Source organism: Acidiphilium sp. PM (assembly GCF_000219295.1).
Classification (GTDB): domain Bacteria; phylum Pseudomonadota; class Alphaproteobacteria; order Acetobacterales; family Acetobacteraceae; genus Acidiphilium; species Acidiphilium multivorum.
In genome coordinates, this window is record NZ_AFPR01000157.1 from 1 (window position 1) to 14,178 (window position 14,178).

Below are 14,178 nucleotides of genomic sequence, written 5' to 3' on the forward strand. Positions count from 1 at the left end.
CGCGGCGCGGATGAGCGATGCGGCGCTGATCGAGCGGCTCTGCACCCTGCGCGGGATCGGCCGCTGGACGGTGGAGATGCTGCTGATCTTCACGCTCGGCCGGCCGGACGTGTTTCCGGTGGACGATTTCGGCGTGCGCGAGGGCTACCGGCTGATCCACGGGCTGGAGGCGCAGCCGAAGCCGCGCGCCTTCGCCGCGATCGGCGAGGCCTATGCGCCGTATCGCAGCACGGCGGCCTGGTATCTCTGGCGGGCCGCCGACCGGGCGAAGACGATCAAGTACCAGGCCTGACCTTCACCCGCGCCACGAGGTCGATCAGCGCGGAGGGGCCGGAATGGCCGGGGCCTTCGTCGAGCACCGCGTCGTAGCTGTCGAGCCGCTCGATCTCGAGGCCGGCGAAGGCCTCGCGGAGCATCGCCTCGGTGTAGCAATGCGCGGGGTCGGACGGGCCGCCGGTGCGGTTGGCGACCTGTTCGGGCCGGTAGCCCTCGAGCAGCAGCAGGCCGCCGGGGCGCAGGGCGCGGACGAGCCGGCCGAAAAACGCCGGACGCTCGGCCGGGGGGACGAACTGCACGAAGATCGCCACCACCGCGTCGTAGGCGTGCTCGGGCCAGGACCAGCGCAGCAGGTCGGCCTGTTCGAAGGCGATGGCGACGCCGCGTTCGGCGGCGAGCTTGCGGGCGCGGGAGAGCGCGGTGGGCGAGACCTCGACGGCATGGACATCGGCGCCGTTGCCGGCGAGGAAGACGCTGTTGCGGCCCTCGCCGTCGGCGACCGAGAGCACCTTCGCGCCCGGCGCGATCAGCCCGGCATTGGCGGCGAGGAAGGCGTTCGGCGCGGTGCCGAAGATGTAGCCGCCCGCGGCGGCGTAGCGGGCTTCCCATTTCTGCTCGGGGGTCGGTTCGCTCATGCGGTGGTTTCCCTTGCGTGGTGTGGACGGTGCTTGCCACGGACGGCGCAAACCGCTAAGCGGGCCCGTCACGCGGCCGGTCGGCATCGGCCAGGATCAGGAGAGTTGCGATGAAAGCCGATATCCATCCGGATTATCACGAGATCAACATCATCATGACCGATGGCACCGAGTACAAGACCCGCTCGTGCTACGGCAAGCCCGGCGACACGCTGCGGCTCGATATCGACCCGAAGTCGCACCCGGCCTGGACCGGACAGCAGCGCGTGCTCGACACCGGAGGCCAGGTGGCGAAGTTCAACAAGCGCTTCGCCGGGATCGGCGCCCGCAAGAAGTAAGCGTCCCCGCCGCGGCAGACCTGCAACGCGCCCCGCCGCCTTCGGCCGGGCGCGTTTTCGCATGCGCGCGGGTCTTGAAGCGGCGGCGGCGAATACCTTTATCCTCGGACAGGAAGGATGCCTTCGGGGTTCTTCCGGCACTGCGGGCTGGTCCGTCGGACAGCCCGGTTCACTGGACCTTGCTTGACCGAGGAGGTTACTCATGACGCTCGATTTTTCCCCGCTTTTCCGCACCGCCATCGGCTTCGACCGGCTGCAGCAGCTGCTTGACAGCGTGCCGGACGGCAACGCCACCGCCTATCCCCCCTACAACATCGAGAAACTCGGCCCCGAGGACTACCGCCTGACCATGGCGGTGGCCGGATTCCGCGCCGAGGACCTCGACATGACGGTGAAGGACAACACGCTCATCATCACCGGCCGGATCGCCGAGGGGGCGAGCAAGGGCGAGGTGCTCTATCGCGGCATCGCCTCGCGCGCGTTCGAACGGCGCTTCGTGCTGGCCGACCACATGGTGGTCGATGGCGCGGCGCTGGAGAACGGGCTGCTGCACGTGGCGCTGAAACGCGTGATTCCCGAGGCGCTGAAGCCCCGGAAGATCGCCATCGGCACCGGCGCGCCGGCGGCCACGCCCGTGATCGAACAGGACAAGGCGGCCGCCTGACCTCGCCGCCATCCCCGACACCCCGCGCCGCAGGGCGCGGGGTTTTTCATGGGCGCCCCCGGCGGCGCGCATGGACAGGGGCGGCGGAAGCGGCGATGATCAAGCCATGCTGTTCGACCTCACCAAACTGAAACCGGAGGACCAGTACAAGCTGCTGGCCTCGACCGTGGTGCCGCGGCCGATCGCCTGGGTGGTGACGCTGAATCCCGAGGGCCGGCTGAACGCCGCGCCGTTCTCGTTCTTCAACGTCTTCGGCGCCGGGCCGCCGATCCTGTGCCTCGGCATCGGCGCGCGGCGGCCGGGCGACCCCAAGGATACCGGCGAGAACATCCGCCTGACCGGGGAATTCGTGGTCAATCTCGTCGCGCACGAGAACGCCGAGGCGATGAACGTGACCGCGATCGAGTTCGGCCCGGAGGTGGACGAGCTGGCCGAGGCGCGGCTGACCACCCTGCCCTCGGAGAAGATCCGCCCGCCGCGCATCGCCGAGAGCCCGGTGGCGATGGAGTGCACGCTGCATTCGATGATCGAGTTCGGGCCGGACCGCGCGCTGGTGATCGGCCAGGTGCAGGCGATGCATGTGCGCGACGACGCCGTGCTGAACCCGGAGCGCTGCCATATCGACACGCCGAAGCTCGACCTGATCGGCCGGATGCATGGCGGCGGCTGGTACGCGCGGACCACGGAACGGTTCGACATGCCGCGGATTCCGGTCGGGAACTGGCCGCGCGACTGACCGGATGGCGATGACCGACGCCCCGATCGCGCTGACCATGGGCGACCCGGCCGGGATCGGCGGGGAGATCGCCGCCGCCGCCTGGCGCGACGCGCGGGAGCGGCTGCTTCCGTTCGCGCTCATCGGCGATGCGGACTGGGCGGCGGGATTCGGCGTGCCGGTGGCGCGAATCGGGCGGATCGGCGAGGCCGCTTCCCGGTTCGGCACGGCGCTGCCGGTGCTGGACGTGAAGCTCGCGGCGCCGGCGATTCCGGGGCGGCCCGACCCGCGCAACGCCGCCGCGGTGACCGGGGCGATCGAGACCGCGACGCGGCTGGCGCTGGCCGGCGAGGCGGCGGCGGTGGTGACCTGCCCGATCGCCAAGTCGGTTCTGTATCAGGCGGGATTTCCGCATCCCGGCCATACCGAGTTCCTCGGCGCGCTGACCGGCGTGGCAGCTCCGGTGATGATGCTGGCCTGCCCCGGCCTGCGGGTGGTGCCGGTGACGGTGCATGTGTCGCTGCGGCGGGCGATCGAGACGCTGGAGACCGGCGCCATCGTCGCCGCCGGGCGGAGGCTGGCGGCGGCGCTGACGCGGGATTTCGGGGTGGCGGCGCCGCGCATCGCGGTGGCGGGGCTCAACCCGCATGCCGGCGAGGCGGGGGCGATGGGCGACGAGGAGCTGACCATCATCGCGCCGGCGATCGCGGCATTGCGGCAGGCGGGCATCGACGCGTTCGGGCCGCTGCCGCCGGACACGATGTTCACCCCGGCGGCGCGGGCGGGTTACGACGCGGCGCTTTGCATGTATCATGACCAGGCCCTGATCCCGCTCAAGACGATCGACATGGAGAACGGCGTGAACGTCACCCTCGGCCTGCCCATCATCCGCACCTCGCCCGACCACGGCACCGCCTTCGACATCGCGGGGACGGGGAAAGCGCGGGCGGAAAGCCTGGTCGCGGCGCTGCGGCTGGCCGGCGAGATGGCGGGGCGGCGATGAGCGCCCTGCGGCTCGGCGTCAATCTCGACCATGTGGCGACGCTGCGGAACGCCCGCGGCATCGCGACCCCCGACCCGATCCGCGCCGCGCGGATCGCCATCGAGGCGGGGGCGGACGGGATCACGCTGCATCTGCGCGAGGACCGGCGGCATATCCGCGACGCCGATATCCACGCCGCGCGGGCGCTTTCGGTGCCGCTCAACATGGAGATGGCGGCGACCGACGAGATGGTCGGCATCGCCTGCGGGCTGAAGCCGCATGCGAGCTGCCTGGTGCCGGAGCGGCGGCAGGAGGTGACGACCGAGGGCGGGCTGGACGCCGCCGGAAACGCCGAGTCGCTGGCCCCGCGCATCGCGGCGCTGCGGGCGGCGGGAATCCGCGTCTCGCTCTTCGTCGATCCCGATCCGGTGCAGCTGGAAGCCGCGGCACGGTTGGGCGCGCCGGTGGTCGAGCTGCATACCGGCGCCTATGCCGAGGGGCGGGCGGGCGAGCTCGACCGGCTGCGCGCCGCGGCGGCGCGGGCGGCGGCGCTCGGGCTGGAAGTGCATGCCGGGCACGGGCTGAACTATGACAATGTCGGCCCGATCGCGGCGCTGCCGGAGGTGCGGGAGCTGAATATCGGCCACTTCATCGTCGGCGAGGCGGTGTTCGTCGGCCTGGCCGAGGCGATCCGCCGGATGCGCGCGATCATGGACGCGGCGCGACGGCGTACGCAGCGTTAACTTGCCATTGACCCGGCGCGCCGCCAAAAGACCGGCGATGCTTTCCTTGCTGACCCCGACCCGGCTGGACCGCTACGTGTTCCGCCAGCTCCTCATCGGGCTGGCGGTTTCCACGCTCGGGCTCGTCGCGCTGGTGTGGCTGACGCAGTCGCTGCGCTTCATCCAGCTGATCATCCAGCACGGGCTGTCGCCGGTGGTGTTCCTGCACCTGACCGGGCTGCTGGTGCCGAGCTTCGTCGCGGTGATCCTGCCGATCACCTGCTTCATCGTGATCCTGTTCGTCTATGCGCGGCTCGCCGCCGACCGGGAGCTGACGGTGATGCGGGCGAGCGGCATGTCGGACGCCGCGATCGCGCGGCCGGCGCTGGCGCTGGCGATGCTGACGATGCTGGCCTGCTGGGGGCTGAACGTGTGGCTGGTGCCCTCGACCCTGGCGCGGTTCACCCATTTCGAGTCGATCATCCGCAACCAGGTCGCCGCCTTCCTGCTCGAACCCGGGGTGTTCACGCCGATTCCCGGGCATATCACCGTTTACGTGCAGCGGCGGGACCACGACCAGGTGCTGCACGGCATCGTCATCCAGGACGCGCGGCAGAAGGGCGAGCCGGCGACGATCCTCGCGCGGAGCGGGCGGCTGATCGACGGGCCGGACGGACCCGAGGTGCTGCTGCTCGACGGCTCGCGCGAGCAGGTGGATCCGAAGACCGGGCGCCTCAATATCCTGAGTTTCCGGCGCAATCTCATCAGCCTCGCCAAGCCGACCGGGGTGACGCGGAAGCTCGCGCCGAAGACCTCGGAGGCGACGATGACGCAGCTGTTCCACGCCGGCGCCGCGCATGTTCCCCCGCCGGTGCAGCGGCGCTGGCGCGAGGAGGCGTGGCGCCGGATCGCCTCGCCCTTCGCCGTGCTGTCCTATGCGGTGATCGCGCTGCTCAGCGTGCTGCGCAGCCCGTTCCGCCGGCAGGGCGGGGCGGCGGCGCTGGTGGCGGCGGTGTTCATCGTGATGGGGCTGGTGGCGCTGGAACTCGGCACCGAGAACCTGGCGGCCCGGCAGAACGGGCTGATCCCGCTGATCTTCGCGGTGACGCTGGGGCCGGCGCTGGTCGGGCTCGCGCTGCTGCTGCGCGGGCGGCGGCGGCGGGCGCGGACGGTGCCGGCATGATCCGCCTGCGGGCCTGGCGGCCGCCGCTGACCCTTTCGCTCTATATCGGCCGGCGCTTCCTCGGCGCCGTGGTGGCGATGCAGGCCGGGCTGACCGCGATCGGCGCGCTGTTCGACTTCCTCGACCTGCTGCGCCAGTCGGCCGACAAGCCGCAGGCGACGTTCTGGCGGATGCTGGCGCTGGAGGTGCTGCGGGTGCCCTGGCTCGGCATGCAGATCCTGCCCTTCGCCGTGCTGCTCGGCGGGATCTTCGCGTTCTGGCGGCTGACCCGGAGCTCGGAACTCGTGGTGGCGCGGGCGACCGGCACCTCGGTCTGGCAGTTCCTCGCCGTGCCGGTGGCGGGGGCCGCGCTGATCGGCGCGCTCGCCACCACGGCGGGCAGCCCGATCTCGGCGATCATGTTCGCCCGGGCGGAGGTGCTGTATTCGACCTATCTCGGCGTGGATTCGGGGCCGCTCTCGCTGCAGGGCGGGCAGCTCTGGCTGCGCCAGGCGGACGATGCGGGGGGCAAGGGCGGCATCGCGATCCTGCACGCCGACGCGGTTCACCTGCACGGCAAGGTGCTGACGACGGGGCATATTACCGTGTTGCGGCTGACCGCGCAGACCACGCTGCAGGAACGCATCGAGGCCGCGCGGGGCCAGCTGGAGCCGGGCGGCTGGCGGCTGGAGAGCGCGCGCATCCTGACGCCGGACGGAGAGCCGCGGGCGGTGAGCGCGCTGCGGATTCCGACGACGCTGACGGTGGGCCGCGTGCAGGAGAGTTTCGCGAGCCCCAGCGCGCTGTCGTTCTGGGCGCTGCCGGGCTTCATCCGGCTGCTGCGGCGCTCGGGCTTTTCGGCGACCCAGCACGAGCTGGCGTTCCAGAGCCTGCTCGCCCTGCCGCTGCTCTGCGCGACGATGGTGCTGGTGGCGGCGGGATTCTCGATGCGGCCGTCGCGCCGGGGCGGGGCGATCCAGATGATCGGGGCTGGCGTCGGCTGCGGGTTCCTGCTGTTCATGCTTTCCGAGGTGGCGGCACAGCTCGGCAAGTCGGGCGCGCTGCCGGTGGGGCTCGCGGCCTGGGCGCCGGCCGCGGCCGGGCTGATGCTGGCGCTTGCCTTGTTGCTTCATCTGGAGGATGGCTGAAGCATGAACGACGCCCAGCAACGCCGCCATGCGCGGCTCCGCCGACGGATCGGGATCGGGATCGCCGGCGCGATGCTGGCGGCCCCGGTGGCGCGCGCGCAGATGGGCGCGCTGATCGCCGGCCCGGAAACGCCGGTCTCGAAATCCGCGCCGGTCACCTTCCTGGCCGACCGCGTCTCGTATGACCACGGCACCGGCGTGGTCACCGCGAGCGGCCATGTCGAGGCCTGGCAGAACGGCCATCTGCTGCAGGCGGACCGCATCGTCATCGACCGGCGCAACGACACGGCGGTGGCCAGCGGGCATGTCGTGATGATCGAGCCGGACGGCGCGGTGGTCTTCGCGCGGCACGCCACCCTCTCGCAGGGGATGAAGAACGCCGTGCTGCACGACGTGGCCACGATTCTCGCCGAGAACGGGCGGATGGTGGCGAACGGCGCGCGGCGCTATGGCGGGGTGATCGAGGAGCTCTCGAAGCCGATCTATTCCACCTGCAATCTCTGCAAGAGCAACCCGAAGGCGGCGCCGCTGTGGCAGATCCGCGCGCGCCAGGCGGTGGAGGACCTGCAGCACCGGGTGATCGAGTATCACGACGCGCAGCTCGAGATCTACGGCGTGCCGGTGTTCTGGCTGCCCTATCTCTCGCAGCCCGATCCCTCGGTGAAGCGGCAGAGCGGCCTGCTGATTCCCGGCTTCGGCGGCTCGACCCATATCGGCAGCTTCGTCGCGATTCCGTATTTCTGGGACATCAGCAAGAGCCAGGACCTGACGATCGTCCCGATCATCGCGACCAAGGCGGGACCGGTGCTCGACCTGAAATACCGCCAGGCGTTCAATGACGGCAAGCTGAACATCAACGTCTCGGGCGGGCGCGACCGCTATGCCGACAAGGGCGGGATTTCGGATTCGATCTTTTCCTCGGGCACGTTCGACCTCAATCGCAACTGGCGCGCCGGGTTCAGCTACAACCACACCTCGACCGCGCAGTATCTGAACGATTTCCGCTACCTGCCGAACGAGGCGTTTCTCGCCTCGAACGCCTGGCTCGAAGGGTTCGGGCGCGGCTCCTATGCGAAGATCGAGGCGGAGACCTATCAGGGCCTGGTCGCCTCGATCAGCCAGAACCGGCTGCCGATCGTGTTGCCCTATGCCCGCTACAGCTATGCCGGCGCGGCGGATTCCTGGGGCGGGCGGTTCTCGCTGACGGCGAACGCGTTCAACATCTTCCGCCAGTCCGGCACGCAGACGCGGCGGGTCGCGGTGATCGCGAATTACGACCTGCCGCGGCAGGGGCCGGACGGGCTGCTGGTGGATGCGCGGCTGCGGCTGATCACCGCCGGATATTCGGCCGACAAGCTCAACCAGCAGCCGAACTATTCGCCGATCACCACCTCGCAGACGGCGCGGGCCATCCCGATCGGCGCGGTGTCCTTCGCCTGGCCGCTGGAGCGCGACGCCGGACGCTGGGGCACGCAGGTGATCGAGCCGCGGGTGCAGCTCGTGGCGGCGCCGGTCTACGGGCTCGGGCAGACCCGCACGATTCCGAACGAGGACAGTCTCGACTTCCAGTTCTCCGACGCGAACCTGTTCAGCCTGCAACGCTTCGGCGGCATCGACCGCTTCGCCGGCGGCGCGCGGGTGGACTATGCGCTGCAGGGCGCGTGGTACCTGCCGGGCGGCGCCTATGCGAGCGGGCTGGTCGGCCAGTCCTATTCCTTCGAGACCTCGAAGCTCTACCCGCCGGACAGCGGGCTGGGCGGGCATGAATCGGACGTGGTGGGCCGGGCGACCGTCGCGCCGGCGCCCTGGTTCAGCCTGACCTATCGCACGCGGCTGTCGCACCGGGACCTGTCGACCCAGATGATCGACAGCTACGCGACCTTCGGGCCGAAGAGCTTCAACGTCTCGGCCGGGTATTTCTACAGCACCACCAACTCCTATTACCTGTTCACCCAGCCCGGCCCGCCGCCGCCGCAATATTTCCAGGCCCAGCGCGAGGTGACGCTCGGCGTGTCGACCACGCTGGTGCCGCACTGGTCGCTCACGGCGGGGGTGCAGCGCAACCTCGCCACCGGGCAGTTCGACAACGCCTCCATCGGGGCGGTATGGCAGAACGAATGCACCGCGGTGAACATCGACTTCTACCGCAACTTCACCTCCTACAATTACGATCACGGCACGACGACGCTGCTGATCACCGTCACGCTCAAGACACTCGGGAACATCGGATTCAGCGCCCTATGAAATCGTTCGTCTCTTACGCGGCCCTGATCGGCCTTGCCGCGGGCCTGCTCGCACCCGGCGCGCCGGCGCGCGCGCAGACGGCCAGCATCGCCGCCGTGGTGAACGGCACGGTGATCACCAATGCCGATGTCGCGGCGCGCACGCGGCTGTTCGCGCTCTCCGCCGGGCTGCCGACCACATCGGCGACGCTGCAGCGGCTGAAACCGCAGATCACCCGCGAGCTGATCGACCAGGCGCTGCAGCTGCAGGCCATCGAGCGGAACAAGGTGGTGGTGCCGGAGGCGAAGATCGCCGCCGCGCTGAAGCGGGTGAACGAGGCCAATCACCTGCCGCCCGGCTCGCTGCAGAAGAAGCTCGCCGCCGCCGGCATTCCGCTCTCGACGCTGGTGAGCCAGTTCCGCACCCAGATCGGCTGGACCGACGTGCTGCGCAAGAAGCTCGGCCCCGACCTGCGCCCGACCGCGGCCGACATCGCCGCCGAGGAGGCGGCGATGAAGAAGGAGATCGGCAAGACGCAGTACCACATCGCCGAAATCTTCATCCCCGTCGAAAATCCGGCGGATGTGGCGAATGCCCGGCGTTTCGCGGATGTGGTGATCAGGCAGCTGCGCGCGGGCGCGCCCTTCCCGGTGGTGGCGGCCCAGTTCAGCCAGAGCCAGAGCGCGCTGACCGGCGGCGACCGCGGATGGGTGCAGCCCGACCTGCTCGACCCCGCAGTGCGCCGCATCGTCGAGAAGATGCCGGTCGGGGCGATCAGCGACCCGGTGCGGGTGGCGGGCGGTTTCGAGATCGTCAACCAGCTCGGCATCCGCCAGTTCGGCGTCGGGCAGCGGACGACGCTGTCGATCCGCCAGGTGTTCCTGCCCTTCACGAAGCCCTTCGCCGGCGGCCAGCCGGATGCGCAGCAGCTTGGCGTGCTGCAGCATGCCAACGCGCTACGCGGCACGCTGCATTCCTGCGCCGAGGTGGAGGCCGCGAACGCGGCGGCGGGCAGCGTGCAGAAGTCCAATCCGGGGCCGGTCGACCTGACCACCGTGCGGCCGGCGGCGTTCCGCAAGCTGCTGTCCTCGCTGCCGCTCGGCCAGCCGAGCGAGCCGCTGGTATCGAGCAGCGGCATCGCCATCGTCATGGTCTGCAAGCGGGAGACCAGCAAGATCGGCCTGCCGGGGAAGAAGGCGATCGAGGAGATGCTGATCAACCGCCGGGTGTCGCTGGAGGCGCAGCGGCTGATGGACACGCTGCACCGCGACGCCGAGATCCGGATTTTCGCCACCCCGTGACACAGGGAGCGCCGCCGCTGCGCGAGGTGATCGCGCGGCACGGGCTGTCGGCGAAGCGCGCGCTGGGGCAGCATTTCCTGCTCGACCCCGACCTGCTCGCGCGGATCGCGCGGCTGGCCGGGCCGCTGGACGGTGTCAACGTTATTGAGGTGGGGCCGGGGCCGGGCGGGCTGACGCGCGCGCTGCTGGCGAGCGACGCGGCGGGGGTGACCGCCATCGAACTCGATCCGCGGGCGGTCGGCGCGGTTGCTGAACTCGCGGCGGCGGACCCGGGGCGGCTGCGCGTAGTGGAGGGCGATGCGCTCGATCTCGACCTTGCGGCGCTGGTGCCGGCGCCGCGCGCGATCGTCGCCAACCTGCCCTACAATGCCGGCACCGCGATGCTGCTGCGCTGGCTGCACCAGGCGGCGAGCTTCCGCTCGATGACGCTGATGTTCCAGCGTGAGGTGGCGGAGCGGATCGTCGCGGCCCCTGGCAGCCCGGCCTATGGACGGCTGGCGGTGCTCGCGGCGCTCACCGTGCGCGGCGCGATCGTGCTGACGCTGCCGCCCGGCGCGTTTTCACCACCGCCCAAGGTGGACTCGGCCGTGGTCAGGCTGGTGCCGCACGAGGACCAGCTCCAGCCGGCGCTGCTCGCCAAGGTGGGGCGGGTGACGGCGGCGGCGTTCGGGCAGCGGCGGAAGATGCTGCGGGGGTCGCTGAAGGCGCTGGGCGGCGCGACGCTGGCGGAAGCGGCGGGGATCGATCCATCGCGCCGGGCGGAGACGCTCACGCCCGCGGAATTTCTCTCGCTCGCCCGGCTGCTGCCGGACTGACGCCGGGACGGCTCAGCGCAGGGTACGGTTCGGCGCGGTCAGGCGGATCTTGTGGACCACCGGCGCCTCGGCCACCTCGGTCCCGCCATTGCTGGCGTACACGACATTGGACGGCGCCTGGTTGTAGATGAAGCCGTAGGTCGGATAGACCGTGCCGAACGAGCCGTTGCCGAGCGCGACCTTGACCTCGGACCAGTTGTTGTTCGGCGATACGTCGATGACCGGGACGTTGCGGCTCACGGTATCGGGGATCCAGTTGGCCTGGTCGACCAGGATTTCGCGGCTGTTGATCACCTTGGCAACGACGGCGACATGGCCGAGCGGCATGCGGCCGGTCGGGCGGAAGTTGAGCACGGCGCCATCCTCGGGGCGATAGCCGCGGGCGTAGCGGCCGGCCGCCTCGGCCCACCAGAGGAAGGCATCGCCCTTGATGTCGATATGCGAGACTTCGCGCGCATAGGGCACGCACCAGAGATAGCTGGTGCGGCGGACGAGATGGCGCGGATAGCGATAACGCCGGACGGCCGGGCGGCGCTCGACGACGTGGCGGACGACGACGTGATGTTCCACGCGCGGATGCTCGACGTGACGGTAGACCACATGGCGCACCGGGGCGCGGTGCTCGACGATGTGGCGCGCGACGACGTGATGATCGACGACATGGCGGACGGGGGCGCGGTGGACCGGCTCATGCCGGTAGACGACATGGTGGATGGGGGCGTGGCGCACCGGTTCGTGGTGGTAGACGACGTGGCGCACGGGCGATTTCACTCGGTGGACGACGCGCGCGGGAGCGGTATGTTCCGTCTTTGCATGGCCGACATGCGCGAGAAGGAAGGCAACGAAAACGCCGCCGCAAAACCGTGATGTTTCCTTCAATCGCGTAACGCCTGCCCACATGCCCCGTTCGCCTTCTTGTTCCGCGCGCCCCTTCCGGACACAAAAAAACCACAATCCAATCAAGCCAATGCCGGATTTTGCTCAGTCAGCGCAGTAACCGGACCGAGCTTTTTGCCGACTCGGGTCTTTGTTTCAAGCCACGAATGGCTTGCATTCCTGTTACGGGGGGACTGCGGTGAACGCAACCCTCGGACTGGGCAAAAATGTCACGCGCGAGGAAAATTTAATGTTTCGCGGCGACATGGGGCGGACGTTACGACGAACTTCCTAACGCCGGATGAAGATCGAGATTTCATCCGGCGCGAATGGCGGAAAATGTTTACGCGGCCGGGGTCAGCGGCAGGCGACGACCATGATCTCGACCAGGTAGCGCGGATCGGCGAGCTTCGCCTCGACGCAGGCGCGGACCGGCGCGCCGCCTTCCGGCAGCCAGGCCGACCAGACGGCGTTCATCGCGCCGCGGTCGTCGATCGATTTCAGCCAGATCTGCGCCTGCAGAAGGCGCGTGTTGTCGGTCCCATGCTGTTCGAGCAGCGCGTCGATCTGGGCGAGAACATCACGGGTCTGGGCGGTGATGTCGCCGGCCGGGTCCGCCGCGACCACGCCCTGGGTGTAGACGAAGCCATGATATTCGACGGCTTTCGAGAGGATTTCGTTCGCTTCGGTGCGGATGATGCGGCTCATGAGGGTCTCCGGGACGGAATGGCGGCAGCCGGCGGCGGCCGTGCGCTGTTCTATCTGCGCGGCCGCGTGGGGCGCAAGCCACGGCGATGACGCTGGACAAGCCGGCGGTTGGATCGGTAGTATTCAACCTTGGCGAGTATCTGAGATGGAGTTTTTCTCCTTTTGCTTGAAAAACTATTCCGCGCGATGCGCCGGCACGGCGGCGAGCCATTCCCGGAAGCGGCCCCGCTTCCGGGGCGGCGCGGGATGGCGGAGCGCGGCGGGTTCGACCACGCGCCGGCGGCCGATGCGCCCTTCTCCAGCACCGGGCCGCAGGGCCATCGCGGCCGGATGCGCGAGAAGCTGCTCGGCCGCGGCGCCGAGGCGCTGGCCGATTACGAGCTGCTGGAAATGCTGCTCTTCCTCGCCTTCAAGAAGGGCGACACCAAGCCGCTCGCCAAGGCGCTGATCAACCGGTTCGGCTCCTATGCCGCCGTGCTCGCCGCCGAGCCGGACGCGCTGTTCGCGACACCGGGGCTCGGGCAGCACAGCGTGGCGGCGATCAAGCTGGTCCAGGCCTCGGCCATCCGCCTCGCCCGCGCGGAGCTGGCGGACGCGCCGGTGCTGAACAACTGGGAGCGGCTGATCGATTACCTCACCATCGCGATGGCGCGCGAGCCGGTGGAGCAGTTCCGCGTGATCTATCTCGACAACCGCAACCGGCTGCTCGCCGACGAGGTGGCCTCGCGCGGGACGGTGAACCATACCCAGGTCTATGTGCGCGAGGTGGTGCGGCGGGCGATCGAGACACGGGCGACGGCGCTCATCCTCGTTCACAACCACCCGAGCGGCGACCCCTCCCCCTCGCGCGACGACGTCGAGATGACGCGGGAGGTGCAGCGCGCCGTCGCCCTGCTCGACATCACGCTGCATGACCATGTCATCATCGGCAAGGCGGGGTGGCTGAGCTTCCGCCGCGAGGGATTCCTCTCCGGGGCGGCGGCGTGAGCATCACCCGCATCCAGAGCTTCGCCTTCGCCGGGATCGAGGCGCAGCCGGTCGAGGTGCAGGTGCAGATCGCCGCCGGGCTGCCGGTGTTTCTCGTCGTCGGGCTGGCCGACAAGGCGGTGGCGGAATCGCGGGAGCGGGTGCGCGCGGCGCTGACCGCGATGGGCCTCGCGCTGCCGGCGAAGCGCATCCTCGTGAACCTGGCCCCGGCGGACCTGCAGAAGGAGGGCAGCCATTTCGACCTGCCGATCGCGCTCGGCGTGCTGACCGCGATGGACGTGCTGCCGGCGGAGGAGATGGCGCGGTTCGCGGCGATCGGCGAGCTGTCGCTCGACGGGCGGCTGGCGCCGGTGGCCGGGGTGTTGCCGGCGGCGATTGCCGCGGGGGCGCGCGATCTCGGCCTGATCTGCCCCGCGGCGCAGGGGCCGGAAGCGGGCTGGGCCGGCGAGATCGGCGTGCTGGCGCCGGCCGACCTGCTCGCGCTGATCAACCATTTCCGCGGCGAGGCGCTGCTGGAGCCGCCGCCGCGCGGGCGGTTCCAGGCACCTTCGCGCCAGCCGGACCTCGCCGATGTGCGGGGGATGGACGGGGCGCGGCGCGCCCTCGAGATCGCCGCGGCGGGGCAG

The 14,178-nt window shown here is 70.0% G+C and carries 17 protein-coding genes; 14 read left to right on the forward strand and 3 right to left on the reverse strand.

Features of this window, described 5'->3' with window-relative positions:
- Positions 1–292, forward strand: a 292-nt coding sequence (locus tag APM_RS07570; protein ID WP_007422771.1) for a DNA-3-methyladenine glycosylase, incomplete at its 5' end; no start/stop codon positions are given.
- On the opposite strand, the gene APM_RS07575 is transcribed toward APM_RS07570, so the two are convergent.
- Positions 276–911: a bifunctional 2-polyprenyl-6-hydroxyphenol methylase/3-demethylubiquinol 3-O-methyltransferase UbiG gene (locus tag APM_RS07575; protein WP_007422772.1), complete on the reverse strand. Its 636-nt coding sequence runs from the start codon at positions 909–911 to the stop codon at positions 276–278. The two genes, APM_RS07570 and APM_RS07575, sit on opposite strands and share 17 nt — an antisense overlap.
- A 110-nt stretch (positions 912–1,021) precedes the next feature.
- Here APM_RS07575 and rpmE point away from each other — a divergent pair, with 110 nt between their 5' ends.
- The 10 genes from rpmE to rsmA all read left to right on the forward strand — a co-directional run bounded on the left by rpmE (position 1,022) and on the right by rsmA (position 10,981).
- A complete protein-coding gene (gene rpmE / locus APM_RS07580) occupies positions 1,022–1,249 on the forward strand; it encodes a 50S ribosomal protein L31 (RefSeq protein ID WP_007422773.1) in 228 nt (75 codons plus the stop codon).
- Between the two features lie 202 nt (positions 1,250–1,451).
- Entirely contained in the window at positions 1,452–1,913 is a 462-nt protein-coding gene (locus APM_RS07585; protein WP_007422774.1) for an Hsp20 family protein, read from the forward strand.
- A 106-nt stretch (positions 1,914–2,019) separates the two neighbouring features.
- Positions 2,020–2,649 (forward strand): flavin reductase family protein, encoded by a 630-nt coding sequence (locus APM_RS07590; protein ID WP_007422775.1) that lies wholly within the window; start codon positions 2,020–2,022, stop codon positions 2,647–2,649.
- Between the two features lie 4 nt (positions 2,650–2,653).
- Positions 2,654–3,631 (forward strand): 4-hydroxythreonine-4-phosphate dehydrogenase PdxA, encoded by a 978-nt coding sequence (pdxA, locus tag APM_RS07595; protein ID WP_007422776.1) that lies wholly within the window; start codon positions 2,654–2,656, stop codon positions 3,629–3,631.
- On the forward strand, positions 3,628–4,353 hold the full coding sequence (locus APM_RS07600; RefSeq protein WP_007422777.1) for a pyridoxine 5'-phosphate synthase: 726 nt from the start codon (positions 3,628–3,630) through the stop codon (positions 4,351–4,353). The genes pdxA and APM_RS07600 overlap by 4 nt, the downstream gene beginning before the upstream one ends.
- Positions 4,354–4,390: 37 nt before the next feature.
- A complete protein-coding gene (gene lptF, locus APM_RS07605) occupies positions 4,391–5,515 on the forward strand; it encodes an LPS export ABC transporter permease LptF (protein WP_007422778.1) in 1,125 nt (374 codons plus the stop codon).
- Positions 5,512–6,642 (forward strand): LPS export ABC transporter permease LptG, encoded by a 1,131-nt coding sequence (gene lptG / locus APM_RS07610; protein WP_007422779.1) that lies wholly within the window; start codon positions 5,512–5,514, stop codon positions 6,640–6,642. The genes lptF and lptG overlap by 4 nt, the downstream gene beginning before the upstream one ends.
- 3 nt (positions 6,643–6,645) lie before the next feature.
- Positions 6,646–8,886, forward strand: coding sequence for an LPS-assembly protein LptD (locus APM_RS07615; RefSeq protein ID WP_007422780.1), 2,241 nt, complete (start codon positions 6,646–6,648; stop codon positions 8,884–8,886).
- On the forward strand, positions 8,883–10,166 hold the full coding sequence (locus APM_RS07620) for a peptidylprolyl isomerase (protein WP_007422781.1): 1,284 nt from the start codon (positions 8,883–8,885) through the stop codon (positions 10,164–10,166). The genes APM_RS07615 and APM_RS07620 overlap by 4 nt, the downstream gene beginning before the upstream one ends.
- Complete coding sequence (rsmA, locus tag APM_RS07625) at positions 10,163–10,981, forward strand: 16S rRNA (adenine(1518)-N(6)/adenine(1519)-N(6))-dimethyltransferase RsmA (RefSeq protein WP_007422782.1); 819 nt, start codon at positions 10,163–10,165, stop codon at positions 10,979–10,981. Before APM_RS07620 ends, rsmA begins: the two co-directional genes overlap by 4 nt.
- Positions 10,982–10,993: 12 nt before the next feature.
- Here the strand turns inward: rsmA and APM_RS22565 are convergent, their stop codons facing one another.
- Positions 10,994–11,551 (reverse strand): CHAP domain-containing protein, encoded by a 558-nt coding sequence (locus APM_RS22565; protein WP_231844433.1) that lies wholly within the window; start codon positions 11,549–11,551, stop codon positions 10,994–10,996.
- Here APM_RS22565 and APM_RS22570 point away from each other — a divergent pair.
- Positions 11,525–11,848, forward strand: a complete 324-nt coding sequence (locus APM_RS22570) for a hypothetical protein (RefSeq protein ID WP_231844432.1) — start codon at positions 11,525–11,527, stop codon at positions 11,846–11,848. The two genes, APM_RS22565 and APM_RS22570, sit on opposite strands and share 27 nt — an antisense overlap.
- A 366-nt stretch (positions 11,849–12,214) precedes the next feature.
- Here the strand turns inward: APM_RS22570 and APM_RS07635 are convergent, their stop codons facing one another.
- On the reverse strand, positions 12,215–12,565 hold the full coding sequence (locus APM_RS07635) for a RidA family protein (RefSeq protein WP_007422784.1): 351 nt from the start codon (positions 12,563–12,565) through the stop codon (positions 12,215–12,217).
- 246 nt (positions 12,566–12,811) lie between these two features.
- On the opposite strand from APM_RS07635, the gene radC reads away from it, so the two are divergent.
- Together radC and APM_RS07645 are read left to right on the forward strand one after the other, a co-directional pair.
- Positions 12,812–13,552 (forward strand): DNA repair protein RadC, encoded by a 741-nt coding sequence (gene radC / locus APM_RS07640; RefSeq protein WP_138919177.1) that lies wholly within the window; start codon positions 12,812–12,814, stop codon positions 13,550–13,552.
- On the forward strand, positions 13,549–14,178 hold a 630-nt coding region (locus APM_RS07645), incomplete at its 3' end, for a magnesium chelatase domain-containing protein (RefSeq protein WP_007422786.1). The genes radC and APM_RS07645, both read left to right, overlap by 4 nt.